General features: G+C 65.1%; 17 protein-coding genes. 3 read left to right on the plus strand and 14 right to left on the minus strand.

What is annotated here, in order from left to right; translation table 11 throughout:
• Positions 1-3: 3 nt before the first annotated feature.
• From rsmD to LNV28_RS01460, 14 genes are all read right to left on the minus strand, one after another.
• The gene (gene rsmD / locus LNV28_RS01395) at positions 4-633 is read right to left on the minus strand and encodes a 16S rRNA (guanine(966)-N(2))-methyltransferase RsmD (RefSeq protein ID WP_411969884.1); all 630 of its coding nucleotides are present in this window, start codon (positions 631-633) and stop codon (positions 4-6) included.
• Positions 630-1,403 carry an imidazole glycerol phosphate synthase subunit HisF gene (gene hisF / locus LNV28_RS01400; RefSeq protein ID WP_263516860.1) on the minus strand — a complete coding sequence of 258 codons (774 nt, stop codon included), beginning with the start codon at positions 1,401-1,403 and terminating at the stop codon, positions 630-632. Before hisF ends, rsmD begins: the two co-directional genes overlap by 4 nt.
• 414 nt (positions 1,404-1,817) lie before the next feature.
• The gene (hisA, locus tag LNV28_RS01405) at positions 1,818-2,561 is read right to left on the minus strand and encodes a 1-(5-phosphoribosyl)-5-[(5-phosphoribosylamino)methylideneamino]imidazole-4-carboxamide isomerase (RefSeq protein WP_263516859.1); all 744 of its coding nucleotides are present in this window, start codon (positions 2,559-2,561) and stop codon (positions 1,818-1,820) included.
• Positions 2,562-2,704: 143 nt separating this feature from the next.
• Positions 2,705-3,352, minus strand: a complete 648-nt coding sequence (gene hisH / locus LNV28_RS01410; RefSeq protein WP_263516858.1) for an imidazole glycerol phosphate synthase subunit HisH — start codon at positions 3,350-3,352, stop codon at positions 2,705-2,707.
• Between the two features lies 1 nt (position 3,353).
• Complete coding sequence (hisB, locus tag LNV28_RS01415; RefSeq protein ID WP_263516857.1) at positions 3,354-3,977, minus strand: imidazoleglycerol-phosphate dehydratase HisB; 624 nt, start codon at positions 3,975-3,977, stop codon at positions 3,354-3,356.
• A 5-nt stretch (positions 3,978-3,982) separates the two neighbouring features.
• Positions 3,983-5,083 carry a histidinol-phosphate transaminase gene (gene hisC, locus LNV28_RS01420; protein WP_263516856.1) on the minus strand — a complete coding sequence of 367 codons (1,101 nt, stop codon included), beginning with the start codon at positions 5,081-5,083 and terminating at the stop codon, positions 3,983-3,985.
• Between the two features lie 8 nt (positions 5,084-5,091).
• Positions 5,092-5,550 carry a PIN domain-containing protein gene (locus LNV28_RS01425; protein WP_263516855.1) on the minus strand — a complete coding sequence of 153 codons (459 nt, stop codon included), beginning with the start codon at positions 5,548-5,550 and terminating at the stop codon, positions 5,092-5,094.
• A complete protein-coding gene (locus tag LNV28_RS01430) occupies positions 5,547-5,768 on the minus strand; it encodes a CopG family transcriptional regulator (protein WP_171827544.1) in 222 nt (73 codons plus the stop codon). The genes LNV28_RS01425 and LNV28_RS01430 overlap by 4 nt, the downstream gene beginning before the upstream one ends.
• A 114-nt stretch (positions 5,769-5,882) precedes the next feature.
• On the minus strand, positions 5,883-6,758 hold the full coding sequence (locus LNV28_RS01435) for a substrate-binding periplasmic protein (protein ID WP_263516854.1): 876 nt from the start codon (positions 6,756-6,758) through the stop codon (positions 5,883-5,885).
• A gap of 106 nt (positions 6,759-6,864) precedes the next feature.
• On the minus strand, positions 6,865-8,178 hold the full coding sequence (gene hisD, locus LNV28_RS01440; RefSeq protein ID WP_263516853.1) for a histidinol dehydrogenase: 1,314 nt from the start codon (positions 8,176-8,178) through the stop codon (positions 6,865-6,867).
• Between the two features lie 7 nt (positions 8,179-8,185).
• Positions 8,186-8,842 carry an ATP phosphoribosyltransferase gene (gene hisG, locus LNV28_RS01445; protein WP_263517160.1) on the minus strand — a complete coding sequence of 219 codons (657 nt, stop codon included), beginning with the start codon at positions 8,840-8,842 and terminating at the stop codon, positions 8,186-8,188.
• A 124-nt stretch (positions 8,843-8,966) separates the two neighbouring features.
• Entirely contained in the window at positions 8,967-9,236 is a 270-nt protein-coding gene (locus LNV28_RS01450; protein ID WP_263516852.1) for a BolA family protein, read from the minus strand.
• Positions 9,237-9,286: 50 nt separating this feature from the next.
• Entirely contained in the window at positions 9,287-10,066 is a 780-nt protein-coding gene (locus tag LNV28_RS01455) for an ABC transporter permease (RefSeq protein WP_263516851.1), read from the minus strand.
• Positions 10,063-10,971: an ABC transporter ATP-binding protein gene (locus tag LNV28_RS01460; protein ID WP_263516850.1), complete on the minus strand. Its 909-nt coding sequence runs from the start codon at positions 10,969-10,971 to the stop codon at positions 10,063-10,065. Before LNV28_RS01460 ends, LNV28_RS01455 begins: the two co-directional genes overlap by 4 nt.
• Positions 10,972-11,163: 192 nt before the next feature.
• Between LNV28_RS01460 and LNV28_RS01465 the strand changes: the two genes are divergently transcribed.
• The 3 genes from LNV28_RS01465 (at position 11,164) to LNV28_RS01475 (ending at position 13,168) form a co-directional block, all read left to right on the plus strand.
• Positions 11,164-11,820 (plus strand): TetR/AcrR family transcriptional regulator, encoded by a 657-nt coding sequence (locus tag LNV28_RS01465; protein ID WP_263516849.1) that lies wholly within the window; start codon positions 11,164-11,166, stop codon positions 11,818-11,820.
• A gap of 13 nt (positions 11,821-11,833) precedes the next feature.
• Positions 11,834-12,607, plus strand: coding sequence for a tetratricopeptide repeat protein (locus LNV28_RS01470; RefSeq protein ID WP_263516848.1), 774 nt, complete (start codon positions 11,834-11,836; stop codon positions 12,605-12,607).
• A 213-nt stretch (positions 12,608-12,820) separates the two neighbouring features.
• A complete protein-coding gene (locus LNV28_RS01475) occupies positions 12,821-13,168 on the plus strand; it encodes a hypothetical protein (protein ID WP_263516847.1) in 348 nt (115 codons plus the stop codon).
• Positions 13,169-13,195: the final 27 nt, after the last annotated feature.

Genomic DNA, 13,195 nt, shown 5'->3' on the forward strand with positions numbered 1-13,195 from the left:
GAATTATCCCTTGCGCCGAAAGACCTGGAAATGCACGGCCCCGGCCTTGCCCGAGCGCCAGACCTCCAGGCCCAGCTCTTCCGGCGCCACGATGGGTTCACCGGACTCCAGATAGACCAGGCCGTCGGGCACCAACAGCGGCAGGGCCGCGCGCAGGGCCGGCAGGAACAAGTCCTGTTGAAACGGCGGGTCCAAGAGCACCAGCTCGAAGTGAGCCGGCGCGCAACGCGCCATCCAGGCCAGGGCGTCGGTGCTCTCCACTCGCAGCGTGTCGGCCTTGAGGCGAACTTTGCTGGCATTCAGGCTGCGTGCAAGTTCGGCGTCACGCTCCAGAAGCAGCACCTCGGTCGCACCGCGCGAGGCTGCCTCGAAACCCAGGGCGCCGCTGCCGGCAAAGGCGTCGAGCACACGCCAGCCGTCGAGGTCCTGGCCCAGCCAGTTGAACAGGGTTTCACGCACCCGGTCGGGCGTTGGCCGCAGACCCGGCCGGTCGGCCACTGGCAGCTTGGAGCGTTTCCACTGGCCGCCGATGATGCGCACCTCGCGGGCCGCCATGCGCGGCGCGCCCTGCTTCTCAGGCGCGGCACCGGCAGCCTTGGCCGCGACGCTGGAACGAGGACGGCCGCCGCTCATTGCCGCACCGCAATGCCGCGCGCAGCCAGCATGGCCTTGGCCTCGCCGACCGTGTGCTGGCCGTAGTGAAAGATGCTGGCGGCCAGCACCGCATCGGCACCGCCGATCGTGATGCCATCGGCCAGGTCCTCCAGCGAACCGACGCCGCCCGAGGCGATCACCGGCACCGAGACCGCGTCGCTGACCGCGCGTGTCAGCGCCAGGTCGAAGCCGCTCTTGGTGCCGTCGCGGTCCATGCTGGTCAGCAGGATCTCGCCGGCACCGAGCTCGGCCATCTGCTTGGCCCACTGCACCGCGTCGAGGCCCACGTTCTTGCGCCCGCCATGGGTGTAAACATCCCAGCCTGGGCCGCGCACGTCGCCATCAGCCCGGCGTTTGGCATCGATGGCCACGACGATGCACTGCGCACCATATTTGTCAGACGCTTCGCGAATCAGCTCGGGCCGCGCCACGGCGGCGGAATTGAAGCTGACCTTGTCGGCGCCGGCATTGAGCAGGCGCCGCACATCGGCCACCTCGCGCACGCCACCGCCCACCGTCAGCGGAATGAAGACCTGCGAGGCCACGGCCTCGATGATGTGCAGGATCAGGTCGCGACCATCGCTGGTCGCGGTGATGTCGAGAAAGGTCAGCTCATCGGCGCCCTGCTCGTTGTAGCGCGCCGCGATCTCCACCGGATCGCCCGCGTCACGCAGCTCGGTGAAGTTGATGCCCTTGACGACCCGCCCGGCGGTCACGTCCAGGCAGGGAATGATGCGTTTGGCCAGCATGACGAGCTTTCGCGAGAGAGAGAAAAGAAGTGAGGCGCAGACGGTGGTCTGATCAACTTGGAATTGGCAAGAATCGGCACGGAGCAGCCGTTGAAGGTTGAGCTTGTGCCAAGGGGCATCGAGCGAATGCTTCCGCTCATGTCCTCCGGCCTGTGCTGCGCACAGGCCTCCCCCTTTACTTCGCTTCAGCACTCACCCGACACCCCTTGTCAGTGCGACCGCTCGGCGTTTTCGTCGAAGTAGCAAGGCCTTGCTGGATCGGGACGGCTGGGTGCTCTGCGAAGTGAAGTAAAGGAGGAGACCCCAGCCGTAGGCTGGGGTCGGGGGACATGAACGGAGCAGAGCGCCCAGTCGGCCCGATCAACAACCGACCCAAGGGCTGCTTCGTACCGTCAGCCGACGCAGACTCGTGCTTCAGCCCAAAGACAACTCGTCCGCGCGCGCTTGGCCTGCGGTGAAATCCAGATCGCCGGTGTAGATGGAGCGGCCGCAGATCACGCCTTCCACGCCTTCGCTTTCAACGGCACAGAGCGCTTCGATGTCCGCAATATTGGACAGGCCGCCCGAGGCGATGACCGGAATGCTCAGTGCCTGCGCCAGCTTCACCGTCGCTTCGATATTGATGCCGGTCAGCATGCCGTCGCGGCCGATGTCGGTGTAGATCACGCCTTCCAGACCATAACCTTCGAACTTGCGGGCCAGGTCGATCACTTCGTGACCGGTCAGCTTGCTCCAGCCATCGGTCGCCACCTTGCCGTCCTTGGCATCAAGGCCCACGATGATGTGGCCGCCAAACGCGGTGGCTGCGTCCTGCAAGAAACCGGGGTTTTTGACAGCGGCCGTGCCGATGATGATGTAGCTCAGGCCCGCATCGAGGTAGCGCTCGATGGTGTCCAGATCGCGGATGCCGCCGCCCAGCTGCACGGGAATCTCGCCGTTCACTTCGCGCAGGATGGCCTTGATCGCGGTCTCGTTGACCGGTTTGCCCGCGAAGGCACCGTTCAAGTCGACCAAATGCAGGCGCCGCGCACCGGCGTCGATCCAGCGCCGCGCCATGGCTGCCGGGTCTTCGCCGAAGGTGGTGGACTCGTTCATATCGCCTTGCTTGAGGCGCACACAACGACCGTCTTTCAGGTCAATAGCAGGAATCAGCAACATGGCCGAGGTCAGTGGTGAGGAAGTAGATGGGGTTGGAGGGAAGGACAGAAACGGGGATCAGAGCAGCCGGAAAAAGTGCCTGAGCGGACCGCGCATGCATACATGCAGTTCGATGATGGCTGGGTCAGAAATGAGAAGAGGGCTCAGGGATTCCAGTGGAGGAAATTGCGATACAGGGCGAGGCCCAGCGCAGCACTTTTTTCAGGGTGGAATTGGGTGGCAAAAATATTATCCCGGGCGACGGCGCAGGTAAAGCGCAGGCCGTAATCGGTCTCGCCGGCACTGTGGTGCGCATCTAACGGCGCAGCATAGAAGCTGTGCACGAAGTAAAACCAGCTCTCATCAGGGATGCCAGCCCAAAGCGCATGCGGCTGCGCCTGACGGACGCGGTTCCAGCCCATCTGCGGCACCTTGTAGCGGCTGCCATCGGGCTGCAACTGGCCATCCAGCTGGAAGCGACGAACGCGGCCGGGGATCAGGCCCAGGCCCGGCGTGTCCTGCTCTTCGCTGTGGTCCAGCAGCATCTGCATGCCCACGCAGACGCCCATCAGCGGCTTGCTGGCGGCGGCTTCGAGCACCGCTTGCTGGAGGCCGGAGTCCTTGAGCTCGCGCATGCAATCGCGCATGGCGCCCTGCCCCGGCAGCACCACGCGCTCGGCGGCACGCACCGCCTCTGGCTCCGAGGTGATCACCACCTCCAGCCCGGAGTCCTGCGCCACATGGAGCACGGCCTGCGAAACCGAACGCAGATTGCCCATGCCGTAGTCGACAACAGCAACAGTCCGCTTCATGTCAAAGACTGCCCTTGGTCGACGGAATCACGCCCAGCGAGCGTGGGTCCAGGGTCAGGGCCATGCGCAGCGCGCGGCCGAAGGCCTTGAAGATGGTTTCACACTGATGGTGGGCGTTATGTCCCTTGAGATTGTCCACATGCAGGGACACCAGGGCATGGTTGACGAAGCCCTGGAAGAACTCGAAGGCGAGCTGGGTGTCGAAAGCGCCAATCGAGCCGGCGGTAAATTTCACATCCATGGCCAGACCGGGGCGGCCGGAGAAATCGACCACCACGCGCGACAGCGCTTCGTCCAGCGGCACATAGCTGTGGCCGTAGCGGGTTAGGCCCTTCTTGTCGCCGACCGCCTGGGCCACCGCCAGGCCCAGGGTGATGCCCACGTCTTCCACCGTGTGGTGGCCGTCGATGTGCAAGTCCCCCTTGGCTTCGATCTCCAGATCGATCAGGCCATGGCGGGCGATCTGGTCGAGCATGTGATCGAAGAAGCCGATGCCGGTGTTCAGGCGGGCCTCGCCCGTGCCGTCGAGATTGACGCGCACGCGGATCTGCGTTTCCTTGGTGTTGCGGCTGACTTCGGCGACGCGCGCCGCGGGCGCGGGGCTCAGGACCAGATCGGTACTCATGATGCTCAGAGACTTTCTTTCAAGGCAGCCAGCATGGCTGTGTTTTCCTCGGCCGTGCCGATGGTGATGCGCAAGCAATTCGCCAGCAAAGCGTGGGCGCTGGACGCGTTCTTGATCAGCACGCCGCGTGCCTTCATGGCCGCAAACGTAGCCGCGGCGTCCGCCACCCGCGCCAGCAGCATATTGCCCTGGCTGGGGAAGACCTGCACGCCAGACAGGCTTTGCAGCGCCGCCAGGACCCGCTCACGCTGGGCCCGCAGTTCGGCCGCCTGCGCGGCATACACCTCGGCATGCTCGAGCGCAAAAAGCCCGGCTTCGGCATTGAGCACGCCGATATTGAAGGGCGGGCGCAGCTTTTCGATCTGCGCGACCAGCTCGCTGCGACCCATCAGATAGCCGATGCGCACGCCGGCCAGGCCGAACTTGCTCATGGTGCGCATGACCAGCACATTCGGGTGGCGGCGCAGCCAGCCCATGGAGTCGGCGGCGGCAAAGGGCTGGTAGGCCTCGTCCATCACCACCAGGCCGGGCGCGGCGGCGATGATCTGCTCGATCACGGCTGCGTCCCAGAGATTGCCGGTCGGGTTGTTCGGGTAGGCCAGGTAGATCAGCGCCGGCTGATGCTGGGCAATCGCCGCCAGCATGGCCGGGCCGTCCAGCTCAAAGTCTTCCGCGCGCAGCGGCACGCCGACGAAACCCAGGCCCTGGTAACGGGCCGAATGCTCGTACATCACAAAGCTGGGCAGCGGCGTCATCACGCAAGTGCCAGGCTGGCTGACGGCCATGCTCAGCAAGGTGATGAGCTCGTCCGAACCATTGCCGAGCACGATGTCGCAGCCCTCGGGCATGCCGGCATGGGCGGCAAGAGCCAGGGCCAGCTCGCGGGTGCGCTCGGCCGGATAACGGTTGATCGCCACGGCACCGAGGCGGCGGCCCAGAGCCTCCTGTAGCTCGGCCGGCAGGCGAAACGGGTTCTCCATCACGTCCAGCTTGATCAGGCCGGCGCTGCTCTGGACCGGGTAGGCGCTCATGGCGCGCACATCGGGACGGATGGCGGCCAGGGCTTGCTGCAAAAGATCGTCGGGGGCGATGCTGGGGCGGTTCATGGTCGTCGTCATTGCAGCGCTTCGGGCGCCATCAGCAAGGGGTTGAGGATCTGCACGCTGTCCAGCTGCAACTCATGCTTGAGCTCCAGGCTGAGCAGGCGGCTGCAGCCCTGGGCTTTGGCGGCGGCCACGATCAATGCGTCGGCATACGGCAGTCCGAAGCGGCTTTCGATCGACCAGGCGCTTTCCACCGTCGCGTGATCGATGGCCCAGGGTTGCCAGCGCTGGTAGCGCCGCACCTCGGCCCGCGCATCGCCGTTGGGCATGGGCGGCTGAATGCGGGTGGTGACCAGGCGGTAGAAATCGTTGAGCACTTGGGTGGACAGCCGGCCGCGGCGCTGCTGCCAGAGCAGGCGCAGCACGGCCATAGCCTGCTCGCGCGCCTCGGGCTGGGCGCCGTCTTCGCTGAGGATGAGCACCGAGGTGTCGACAAACACCGGCTCGCGGGTGGCCAGCACGGCACTCATGCTGCGTCGCCCCGCTGCGGATAGGCCGCGCCGTCCGAGGCCCAGCTGCGCTCGCGGTGCAGCCAGTCCTGCATGGCGCGCTCGTAGGCGTCGTCGTGGCGCATCTTCTCGGCCAGCATCTCGCCGACCAGACGCGAGACGCTGGTGTTGCGCCGCGCAGCCTCGAGCCGAGCCCATTCGGCGACGCTGTCTTCCATGGAGATGGTCACGTTCTTCACGGGACGCAGAGTAACACGAAGTTCGTGCAACACGAAGTTCGTGTTCATTTCAAACCACGGAGACCAGGGGTGTTGAGACTCCTTCACCCCCCTCCCCGTTGCGGCCAGCTCGCCTCAGGGTCGCATCCACAGCTCCTTGCGCTGCAGCGGCGTTTCAGGCGGCAGCAAGGGGTTGTGCAGCTCCAGCACGCGGCGCCGGCTCAGCACATGGCGGGCCAGGATGGCGCCGTGGTACTGCATGAAGATGCGCTCAAAACTGCCCTTGGCCAGCAGGCGATTCAGGCCCCGCTCGACCAAGTCGGCCAGGCGCTGGTTGCCGCGGCCAACGAAAAAATACATGGCCGTCGGGTAATGCAGGCAGAGATGGGGGTCGATGGCCAGGCTGTCGGCATGGCTCTCCAGCTCCCAGTCGATCTCCAGCAGGGCACGCGGAAAGGCCTGGCCGCGCTCCAGGCGCAGCATGCTGAACATGGCGTCAAAGGAGGAGCCGGTCACCACCTGCAAGCCATTGGCCCGCAGGATGGCCGTGTCCGGCCAGTCATGGCCCTGAACCAGGCTGAAGCGGCGCAGATCGGCCAGGCTGCGAACGTCACGCAGCAAGTGCTGCTCCTGCCCGCGCTTGACCAGCATCAGGCGCCAACCGTACAGGCCTTTGTAGATTGGAAATCGGATCGGCAGCAGATGCTGCTCGCGCTCGATGCTGGTCATGCTCCAGGCGATGTCCAGCCCGTCCTGGCCGTTCTGCAAGTCCAGCAAGGCCCGGCTTTGCACCATGACCTGGCGCGTGGGCCGCAACTCGCAGTCGACCCCACAGGCTTCCAGCGCCAGCTTGAGCAGCTGCAACGGGTACCAGCTGCTCGGGTCGATCTCACGCATGGGCCGCGGGTAACGCACCCGCAGTGGCGCCGTCGCAGCCAAGCTAAAGGCCGGCGCCAAGCTGGCCGCAGGCAAGGCACTGATCAGCAGTCGACGGCGGGGCAGGCAGTTCAAGACAGGTGGCGCAGAGCGATGGCAGGAGCGGAACCCTGACTCTGCCACAGCCCGGGCCGCCACCGGCAACTCGCTAACCCCGGTTCTGCGCGCAGTGCGGCTGGAATCAGGAGCGCAGGCGCAGCTCCGCCGCCCGCGCATGCCCTTGCAAGCCTTCGCCATAGGCCAGCTCGGCCGCGATCGGGCCCAGCTTTTGCGCACCGGCTTCGCTGACCTCGATCAGGCTGCTGCGCTTCTGGAAGTCGTAGACGCCCAACGGCGAGGAGAAGCGCGCCGTGCCCGAGGTGGGCAGCACATGGTTGGGGCCGGCGCAGTAGTCGCCCAAGGATTCGCTGGTGTAGGCGCCCAGGAAGATGGCACCGGCGTGACGCAGCAGCGGTTCCCAGCGGTGCGGGTCGCGACTGGACACTTCCAGATGCTCGGGCGCGATGCGGTTGCTGATCTCACAGGCCTCTTCCATCGAGCGCGTCTGGATCAGCGCACCGCGGCCTTCCAGCGAGGCGCGGATGATGGCCTGGCGCGGCATGGTGGGCAGCAGGCGCTCGATCGCCTCGGCCACCTGAGCAATGTAGGCGGCATCGGGGCAGAGCAGAATGCTTTGCGCCAGCTCGTCATGCTCGGCCTGGCTGAACAAATCCATGGCCACCCAGTCCGGCGGCGTTGAGCCATCGGCCAACACCAGGATCTCGCTGGGGCCGGCAATCATGTCGATGCCGACCTGGCCGAAGACATGCTTCTTGGCGCTGGCCACGTAGGCATTGCCGGGGCCGGTGATCTTGTCCACGCGCGGCACGGTGGCCGTGCCATAGGCCAGGGCCGCCACGGCCTGGGCGCCGCCCAGGGTGAAGGCGCGGTGCACGCCGGCCACATAGGCCGCAGCCAGCACCAGGGGGTTCTTCTCGCCGCCGGGCGTGGGCACGACCATGATGATCTCGGGCACGCCGGCCACCTGGGCGGGGATGGCGTTCATCAGCACGCTGCTCGGGTAGGCCGCCTTGCCGCCGGGCACATAGATGCCCACGCGATCCAGCGGCGTGACCTTCTGGCCCAGCAGGCTGCCGTCTTCGTCACGGTAGCTCCAGCTCTCGCCGCAGGCAGCCTTCTGGCGCTCGTGGTAGCTGCGCACACGGGCGGAGGCAGCTTCCAGAGCGCTGCGCTGGGCCGGGCTGATGGCCTCGAAGGCGGCCTTCAGCTCCTCGCGGCTCAGCTCCAGCTCGGCCACGGAGGCGGCCTGCAGGCGGTCGAAACGGGCGGTGTACTCAAGCACGGCGGCATCGCCGCGCGCGCGCACATCGGCCAGGATCTCGGCCACCCGGCCCTCGATGGCGGCGTCGGCCTCGGCCGACCAGTGCAGCACCCGCTGGAACTCGGCTTCGAAATCGGCGCTGGCGGTGTTCAGTTGACGAAGTTGCAGGGACATGGCGTTCTCACTTCGGGATGGCGGAAGCAAAGGCGTCGATCATGCGACGCAGTGGCTCGCGCTTGAGCTTGAGCGCGGCCTGGTTGACCACCAGGCGAGAGGAGATGTCCATGATCTGCTCCACCTCAACCAGGCGGTTGGCCTTGAGCGTGTTGCCGGTGGAGACCAGGTCGACGATGGCATCGGCCAGGCCGGTCAGCGGCGCCAGTTCCATGGAGCCGTAGAGCTTGATCAGGTCCACGTGCACGCCCTTGTCGGCGAAATGCTGGCGGGCGATTTCGGTGTACTTGGTGGCCACGCGGATGCGCGAGCCCTGCTTGACGGCGCGGGCGTAATCGAAGTCATCGCGCACCGCCACGCTCATGCGGCAGCGGGCGATGTTCAGGTCCAGCGGCTGGTACATGCCGGCGGAGTTGCCTCCCAGTGCATGGTTGTGCTCGATCAGCACATCGCGGCCGGCCACGCCGAGATCGGCACCGCCGTACTGCACGTAGGTGGGCACATCGCTCGCGCGCACCAGCACCACCTGCACTTCTGGGCTGTTGGTGGCCAGGATCAGCTTGCGCGATTTCTCCGGGTCCTCCAGCACGGTGATGCCAGCGGCCTGCAGCAGCGGCAGGGTTTCTTCGAAGATGCGGCCTTTGGAGAGTGCCAGGGTGATCATCATGGGCGTCGGTCCTTGGTGGGTCTGAATCTGGGGATTCAGCGGACGGCCGTGAGATTCACCTGGGTGGGGCGTCTCACCGCCACCCGCATCTCAATCCAGAAGATTTGTTGCGGATGCCGGTTCAGGCGTGATGGTGCTGCGATGCCGCCGCAGTGGCGGCATGCTCGGCCGGGGTGTGGGTCTTCATGGACAGCGCGTGGATCTGCTCGCGCATGCGCTCACCCAGGGCCGCGTACACACGCTGGTGACGGCGGATGCGGCTCAGTCCCTCGAACTCCGAGGACACGATGGTGGCGAAGAAATGCCGCCCGTCGCCTTCGACGTGCAGGTGCTCGCAGGGCAGGCCTGCGGCGATGTATTGCTGGACTTCAGCGGGTGTTGGGTCGGCCATAAGCCCTCGATTCTAGTTTCAAGCGCGCCATGCAAGGTTGCAGGGCGGTTTCAGGAGCGGATCTTGTAGCCGCGCCGCAGCAGTTCCAGCGCCACCGCAGCCACCAGACAGAAGCTGCCGCCCACCACCGCCAGGCTCAGCCAAGGCGAGGCATCGCTGACGCCGAAGAAGCCGTGGCGGAAGCCATCGATCATGTAAAAGAACGGGTTCAGATGGCTGACGCCCTGCCAGAAAGCCGGCAGCGAATTGACCGAATAGAACACGCCCGAGAGAAAGGTCATGGGCATGATGATGAAGTTCTGGAAGCCAGCCAGCTGATCGAACTTCTCGGCCCAGAGGCCGGCGATCAGGCCCAGCGTGCCCATCATGGCCGCGCCGAGCAAGGCGAACAGCACGATCCACAAGGGGTTGGCCACCCCAGGCGGCGCGAACCAGAAGGTCACCAGCAGCACACCGGAGCCCACCGCCATGCCTCGCACCATGGAGGCGCCCACATAGGCCACGAACCAGGCCCAGTGCGAGAGCGGCGTCACCAGCAGGAACACCAAGTTGCCGGTCACCTTGCTCTGGATCAGGCTGGAAGAAGAGTTGGCAAAAGCGTTCTGCAAGACGCTCATCATCACCAAGCCAGGGATCAGGAAGCTGGTGTAACCCACGGTGCCGTAGACCTTGACGTGATCTTCCAGCACATGGCCGAAGACCAGCAGGTAGAGCACGGCCGTCAGCACCGGCGCAGCCACGGTCTGAAAGCTGACCTTCCAAAAGCGCAGCACCTCTTTGTAGAACAGCGTGCCGGCGCCCTTCAATTGAATACCGCCGCTGCCACTCATGCCACGCTCCCTTCTTGTTGCATGATTTCCAGGAACACGTCTTCGAGATCGGCGCGGCCGATCTCCAAGTCTTCGATCGGGCATTGCGCCGCGCGCAGCGTGGCCAGCACGGTTTCGACTTCGGCCGCGTCATGGGCCTTGATCTGCACGATGCGGCCGGTGATGCGGGCCTGCTCTTGCAACGAGGCCGGCAGGGCGGCATCGGTCTTGAAGCGCAGCATGGTCGAGGCGCGACCCTTGAGCAGGTCCGAGGTGCGGTCCAGCGCCACGATGCGGCCCAGCTTGAGCATGGCCAGGCGGCCACACAAGGCTTCGGCCTCTTCCAGGTAATGGGTGGTCAGCAGCACCGTGTGGCCTTCGCGGTTGAGGCGGGCAATGAACTGCCACAGGGTCTGGCGCAGCTCCACGTCAACGCCAGCGGTGGGCTCATCGAGCACGATCACCGGCGGCCGGTGCACCAGGGCTTGGGCCACCAGCACGCGCCGCTTCATGCCGCCCGAGAGCTGGCGCATGTTCGCGTGGGCCTTGTCGGCCAGGCCGAGGTTTTCCAGCAGCTCGTCGATCCAGGCCTCGTTGTTGCGCACACCGAAATAGCCGCTCTGGATCTTGAGCGCCTCGCGTACGCTGAAGAAGGGGTCGAACACCAACTCCTGAGGCACGATGCCCAGGGCCTGGCGCGCCGCGGCGTAATCCGTCACCACGTCATGCCCCATGACTTTGACGCTGCCGCCGCTGGCCTGGGCCAGGCCAGCGAGGATGCTGATCAGGCTGGTCTTGCCGGCGCCATTGGGGCCCAGCAGGCCGAAGAACTCGCCCTGGGCAATGTCAAAGGACACTCCGTCCAGAGCCCTGACCTGACCCCCACGGTAGGTCTTGGAGACGTTCTGAAATGAAATGGCGGGCACTGAGGGCCCGCCATTAGAGGAAGCTGAGAAAGCTGAGGAAGCGGATGGCTGCATGGCCATCATTGTAGGAAGCAAGACCTGAATCCGCTGGCCCAGGGTTTTCAGCAGGCAGTTGCACTCATTTGTAGTCAAACTCTAGAGCGCCCCCGCTGCTTGATGCCAGAATCAGCCAAAGCAGGAGACAACCTTTACATGGCCACAAAAAAGCCGCCACGCCGGACCGCCGAGCGCATTCTCGAAGTCACGCTGGACCTGTTCAACCGCTTTGGTGAGCCCAATGTCTCGACCACGCTGATTTCCGCCGAACTGGGCATCAGCCCCGGCAACCTCTACTACCACTACCCGGCCAAGGACGAGCTGATCAATGCGCTCTTCAACCGCTATGAGCGGGAGCTGAGCGACTTGCTGGTGGCGGCCGAGAACGTGCGCAATGTCGAGGACGCCTGGCTGTTCTTCCACATGCTCTACGAGCTGATCTGGAAGCACCGTTTTCTGTACCGCGACCTGAACGATCTGCTGTCCAAGAACCGCCGCCTGGAGATGCACTTCCAGAACGTGCTGACGCAGAAGAACCAGGCCATGCGTGCGGTGCTGGCCGGCTTGCAAAAAGGCGGCGCGCTGGAGATGGCGCTGCGCGAGGCCGGGCCGACCGCCAACTCCATGGTCGTGCTGCTCAGCTACTGGCTCAGTTTCGAATACGTGCGCGACCCGCGCCACGCCCTGGAGCCCGAGCAGGCCGGCGCCGCCCTGATGCGCGGCGCTTTCCATGTGCTGAGCCTGCTGCTGCCTTACTTGGAGCCGGCCTCCAAGGATCACCTCTTCGCCCTTGCCAACCAGTACCAAACCTGAAGGACGCCGCACCATGGCCAAGTGGACCGTTTTCCCCCATGACAACAGCGCTTTCCAGTACAGCGCCGCCAGCCTGAAGAAGCACTGGGCACGCCTGCATGCCGGCGACGCCGAACCCTGGCCCAAGGACGCGGCCGTGGTCGAAGCCTGGATTCACTTCCACGCCGGCGACTTCCAGAAGGCCTACGAGGCCGGCCTGGCCGCCGGTGGCGCTGGCATCACGGTGGCCAACAAGGCCCAGGCCATCTACGCCAATTACCTGGAAAAGAAAGAGAAGACCAAGCTCGAGATGTTCCTGGAAGTGGCCGAGCGTGCCGACGCCCAGCAACAGGAAGAGCCCAAGAACCCCGCCGCCTACTACTGGCAGGCCTATGCCATCGGCCGCTACGGCCAGGGCATCAGCGTGGCCAAGGCCCTGGCCCAAGGCCTGGGCAGCAAGGTCAAGAACGCACTCGAGAAAACCATCGAGCTGGCCCCCAAACATGCCGACGCCCACATCGCCCTGGGCGCCTTCCACGCCGAAGTGATCGACAAGGTCGGCAAGCTGCTGGGCAAGACCCAGGGCGCAGACACCGCCACCGGCCTGAAGATGTTTGAGGCCGCTATCAAGCTCAACCCGAGCAGCGCCATCGCCATGATCGAGCGCGCCAACGGACTGGTGATGCTGGAGGGTGACAAGCGCATGAAGGAGGCCGAAAGCCTCTACGCCGATGCTGCGGCCTGCGAGCCCATGGACGCCATGGAGTTGCTCGATGTCGAGATGGCCCGCGAGGAACTGGAAGACTGAGTCAGTGACATGAATGCGGCCGTGAAGCGATTGAAAAGCGTGGAAAACCGCACGCTTTCAATTGGATGGTGAGTCGCCTCCCCCCGCACTCGCGGATGGATTTTCGCGGCCAGGCTGGCTAAGCTGTGACACCTGAGGCGGACACCTTCGAGCCAGCAGCTTGACCGGGCCCGCGGACTTCACCTCACCCCGACACGAAAAGGTTGACCCACCATGAAGCGCACCCTGATTGCCCTGATCCTCGCCCCCCTGGCCGCAGCCTCCTGGGCCCAGTCGCCCGAAGCCACTGCCCTGCGCGTGGAATGCGCGTCCAAGTACCAGTCCAGCATCGAGCCGGCACAAGCCGCCGCCGAGTACCAATTCGTCTACCGCAAGGGCGAGTACCGCGGCGAGAAGCAAGCCGGCAAGACCATTGGCTGCACCGAGAAGCAGTACAACGCCTACTTGGCCAGCGTGGACCCGACCCGCGTCATGAACGCCTACCCGACCGCCGCCGGCCGTCCTGCCAGCATCAAGCCCAACATCAAGCCCAACCTGGCTGACCAAGTCGAGAAGAAGTGATCGTCGCGCCCTGAGGGCGCTTGCGGA

This window comes from Paucibacter sp. DJ2R-2, assembly GCF_025717675.1.
Classification (GTDB): domain Bacteria; phylum Pseudomonadota; class Gammaproteobacteria; order Burkholderiales; family Burkholderiaceae_C; genus Paucibacter_A.

Bases quoted from the DNA above. Each gene is read 5' to 3' on its own strand.
- hisF (WP_263516860.1), bottom strand. From the start codon at position 1,403: ATGCTGGCCAAACGCATCATTCCCTGCCTGGACGTGACCGCCGGGCGG.
- hisH (WP_263516858.1), bottom strand. From the start codon at position 3,352: ATGAAGCGGACTGTTGCTGTTGTCGACTACGGCATGGGCAATCTGCGT.
- hisD (WP_263516853.1), bottom strand. From the start codon at position 8,178: ATGTCCCTGCAACTTCGTCAACTGAACACCGCCAGCGCCGATTTCGAA.
- hisA (WP_263516859.1), bottom strand. From the start codon at position 2,561: ATGTTGCTGATTCCTGCTATTGACCTGAAAGACGGTCGTTGTGTGCGC.
- LNV28_RS01450 (WP_263516852.1), bottom strand. From the start codon at position 9,236: ATGGCCGACCCAACACCCGCTGAAGTCCAGCAATACATCGCCGCAGGC.
- hisC (WP_263516856.1), bottom strand. From the start codon at position 5,083: ATGAACCGCCCCAGCATCGCCCCCGACGATCTTTTGCAGCAAGCCCTG.
- rsmD (WP_411969884.1), bottom strand. From the start codon at position 633: ATGAGCGGCGGCCGTCCTCGTTCCAGCGTCGCGGCCAAGGCTGCCGGT.
- LNV28_RS01425 (WP_263516855.1), bottom strand. From the start codon at position 5,550: ATGAGTGCCGTGCTGGCCACCCGCGAGCCGGTGTTTGTCGACACCTCG.
- hisG (WP_263517160.1), bottom strand. From the start codon at position 8,842: ATGATCACCCTGGCACTCTCCAAAGGCCGCATCTTCGAAGAAACCCTG.
- LNV28_RS01475 (WP_263516847.1), top strand. From the start codon at position 12,821: ATGAAGCGCACCCTGATTGCCCTGATCCTCGCCCCCCTGGCCGCAGCC.
- LNV28_RS01465 (WP_263516849.1), top strand. From the start codon at position 11,164: ATGGCCACAAAAAAGCCGCCACGCCGGACCGCCGAGCGCATTCTCGAA.
- LNV28_RS01470 (WP_263516848.1), top strand. From the start codon at position 11,834: ATGGCCAAGTGGACCGTTTTCCCCCATGACAACAGCGCTTTCCAGTAC.
- hisB (WP_263516857.1), bottom strand. From the start codon at position 3,977: ATGAGTACCGATCTGGTCCTGAGCCCCGCGCCCGCGGCGCGCGTCGCC.
- LNV28_RS01455 (WP_263516851.1), bottom strand. From the start codon at position 10,066: ATGAGTGGCAGCGGCGGTATTCAATTGAAGGGCGCCGGCACGCTGTTC.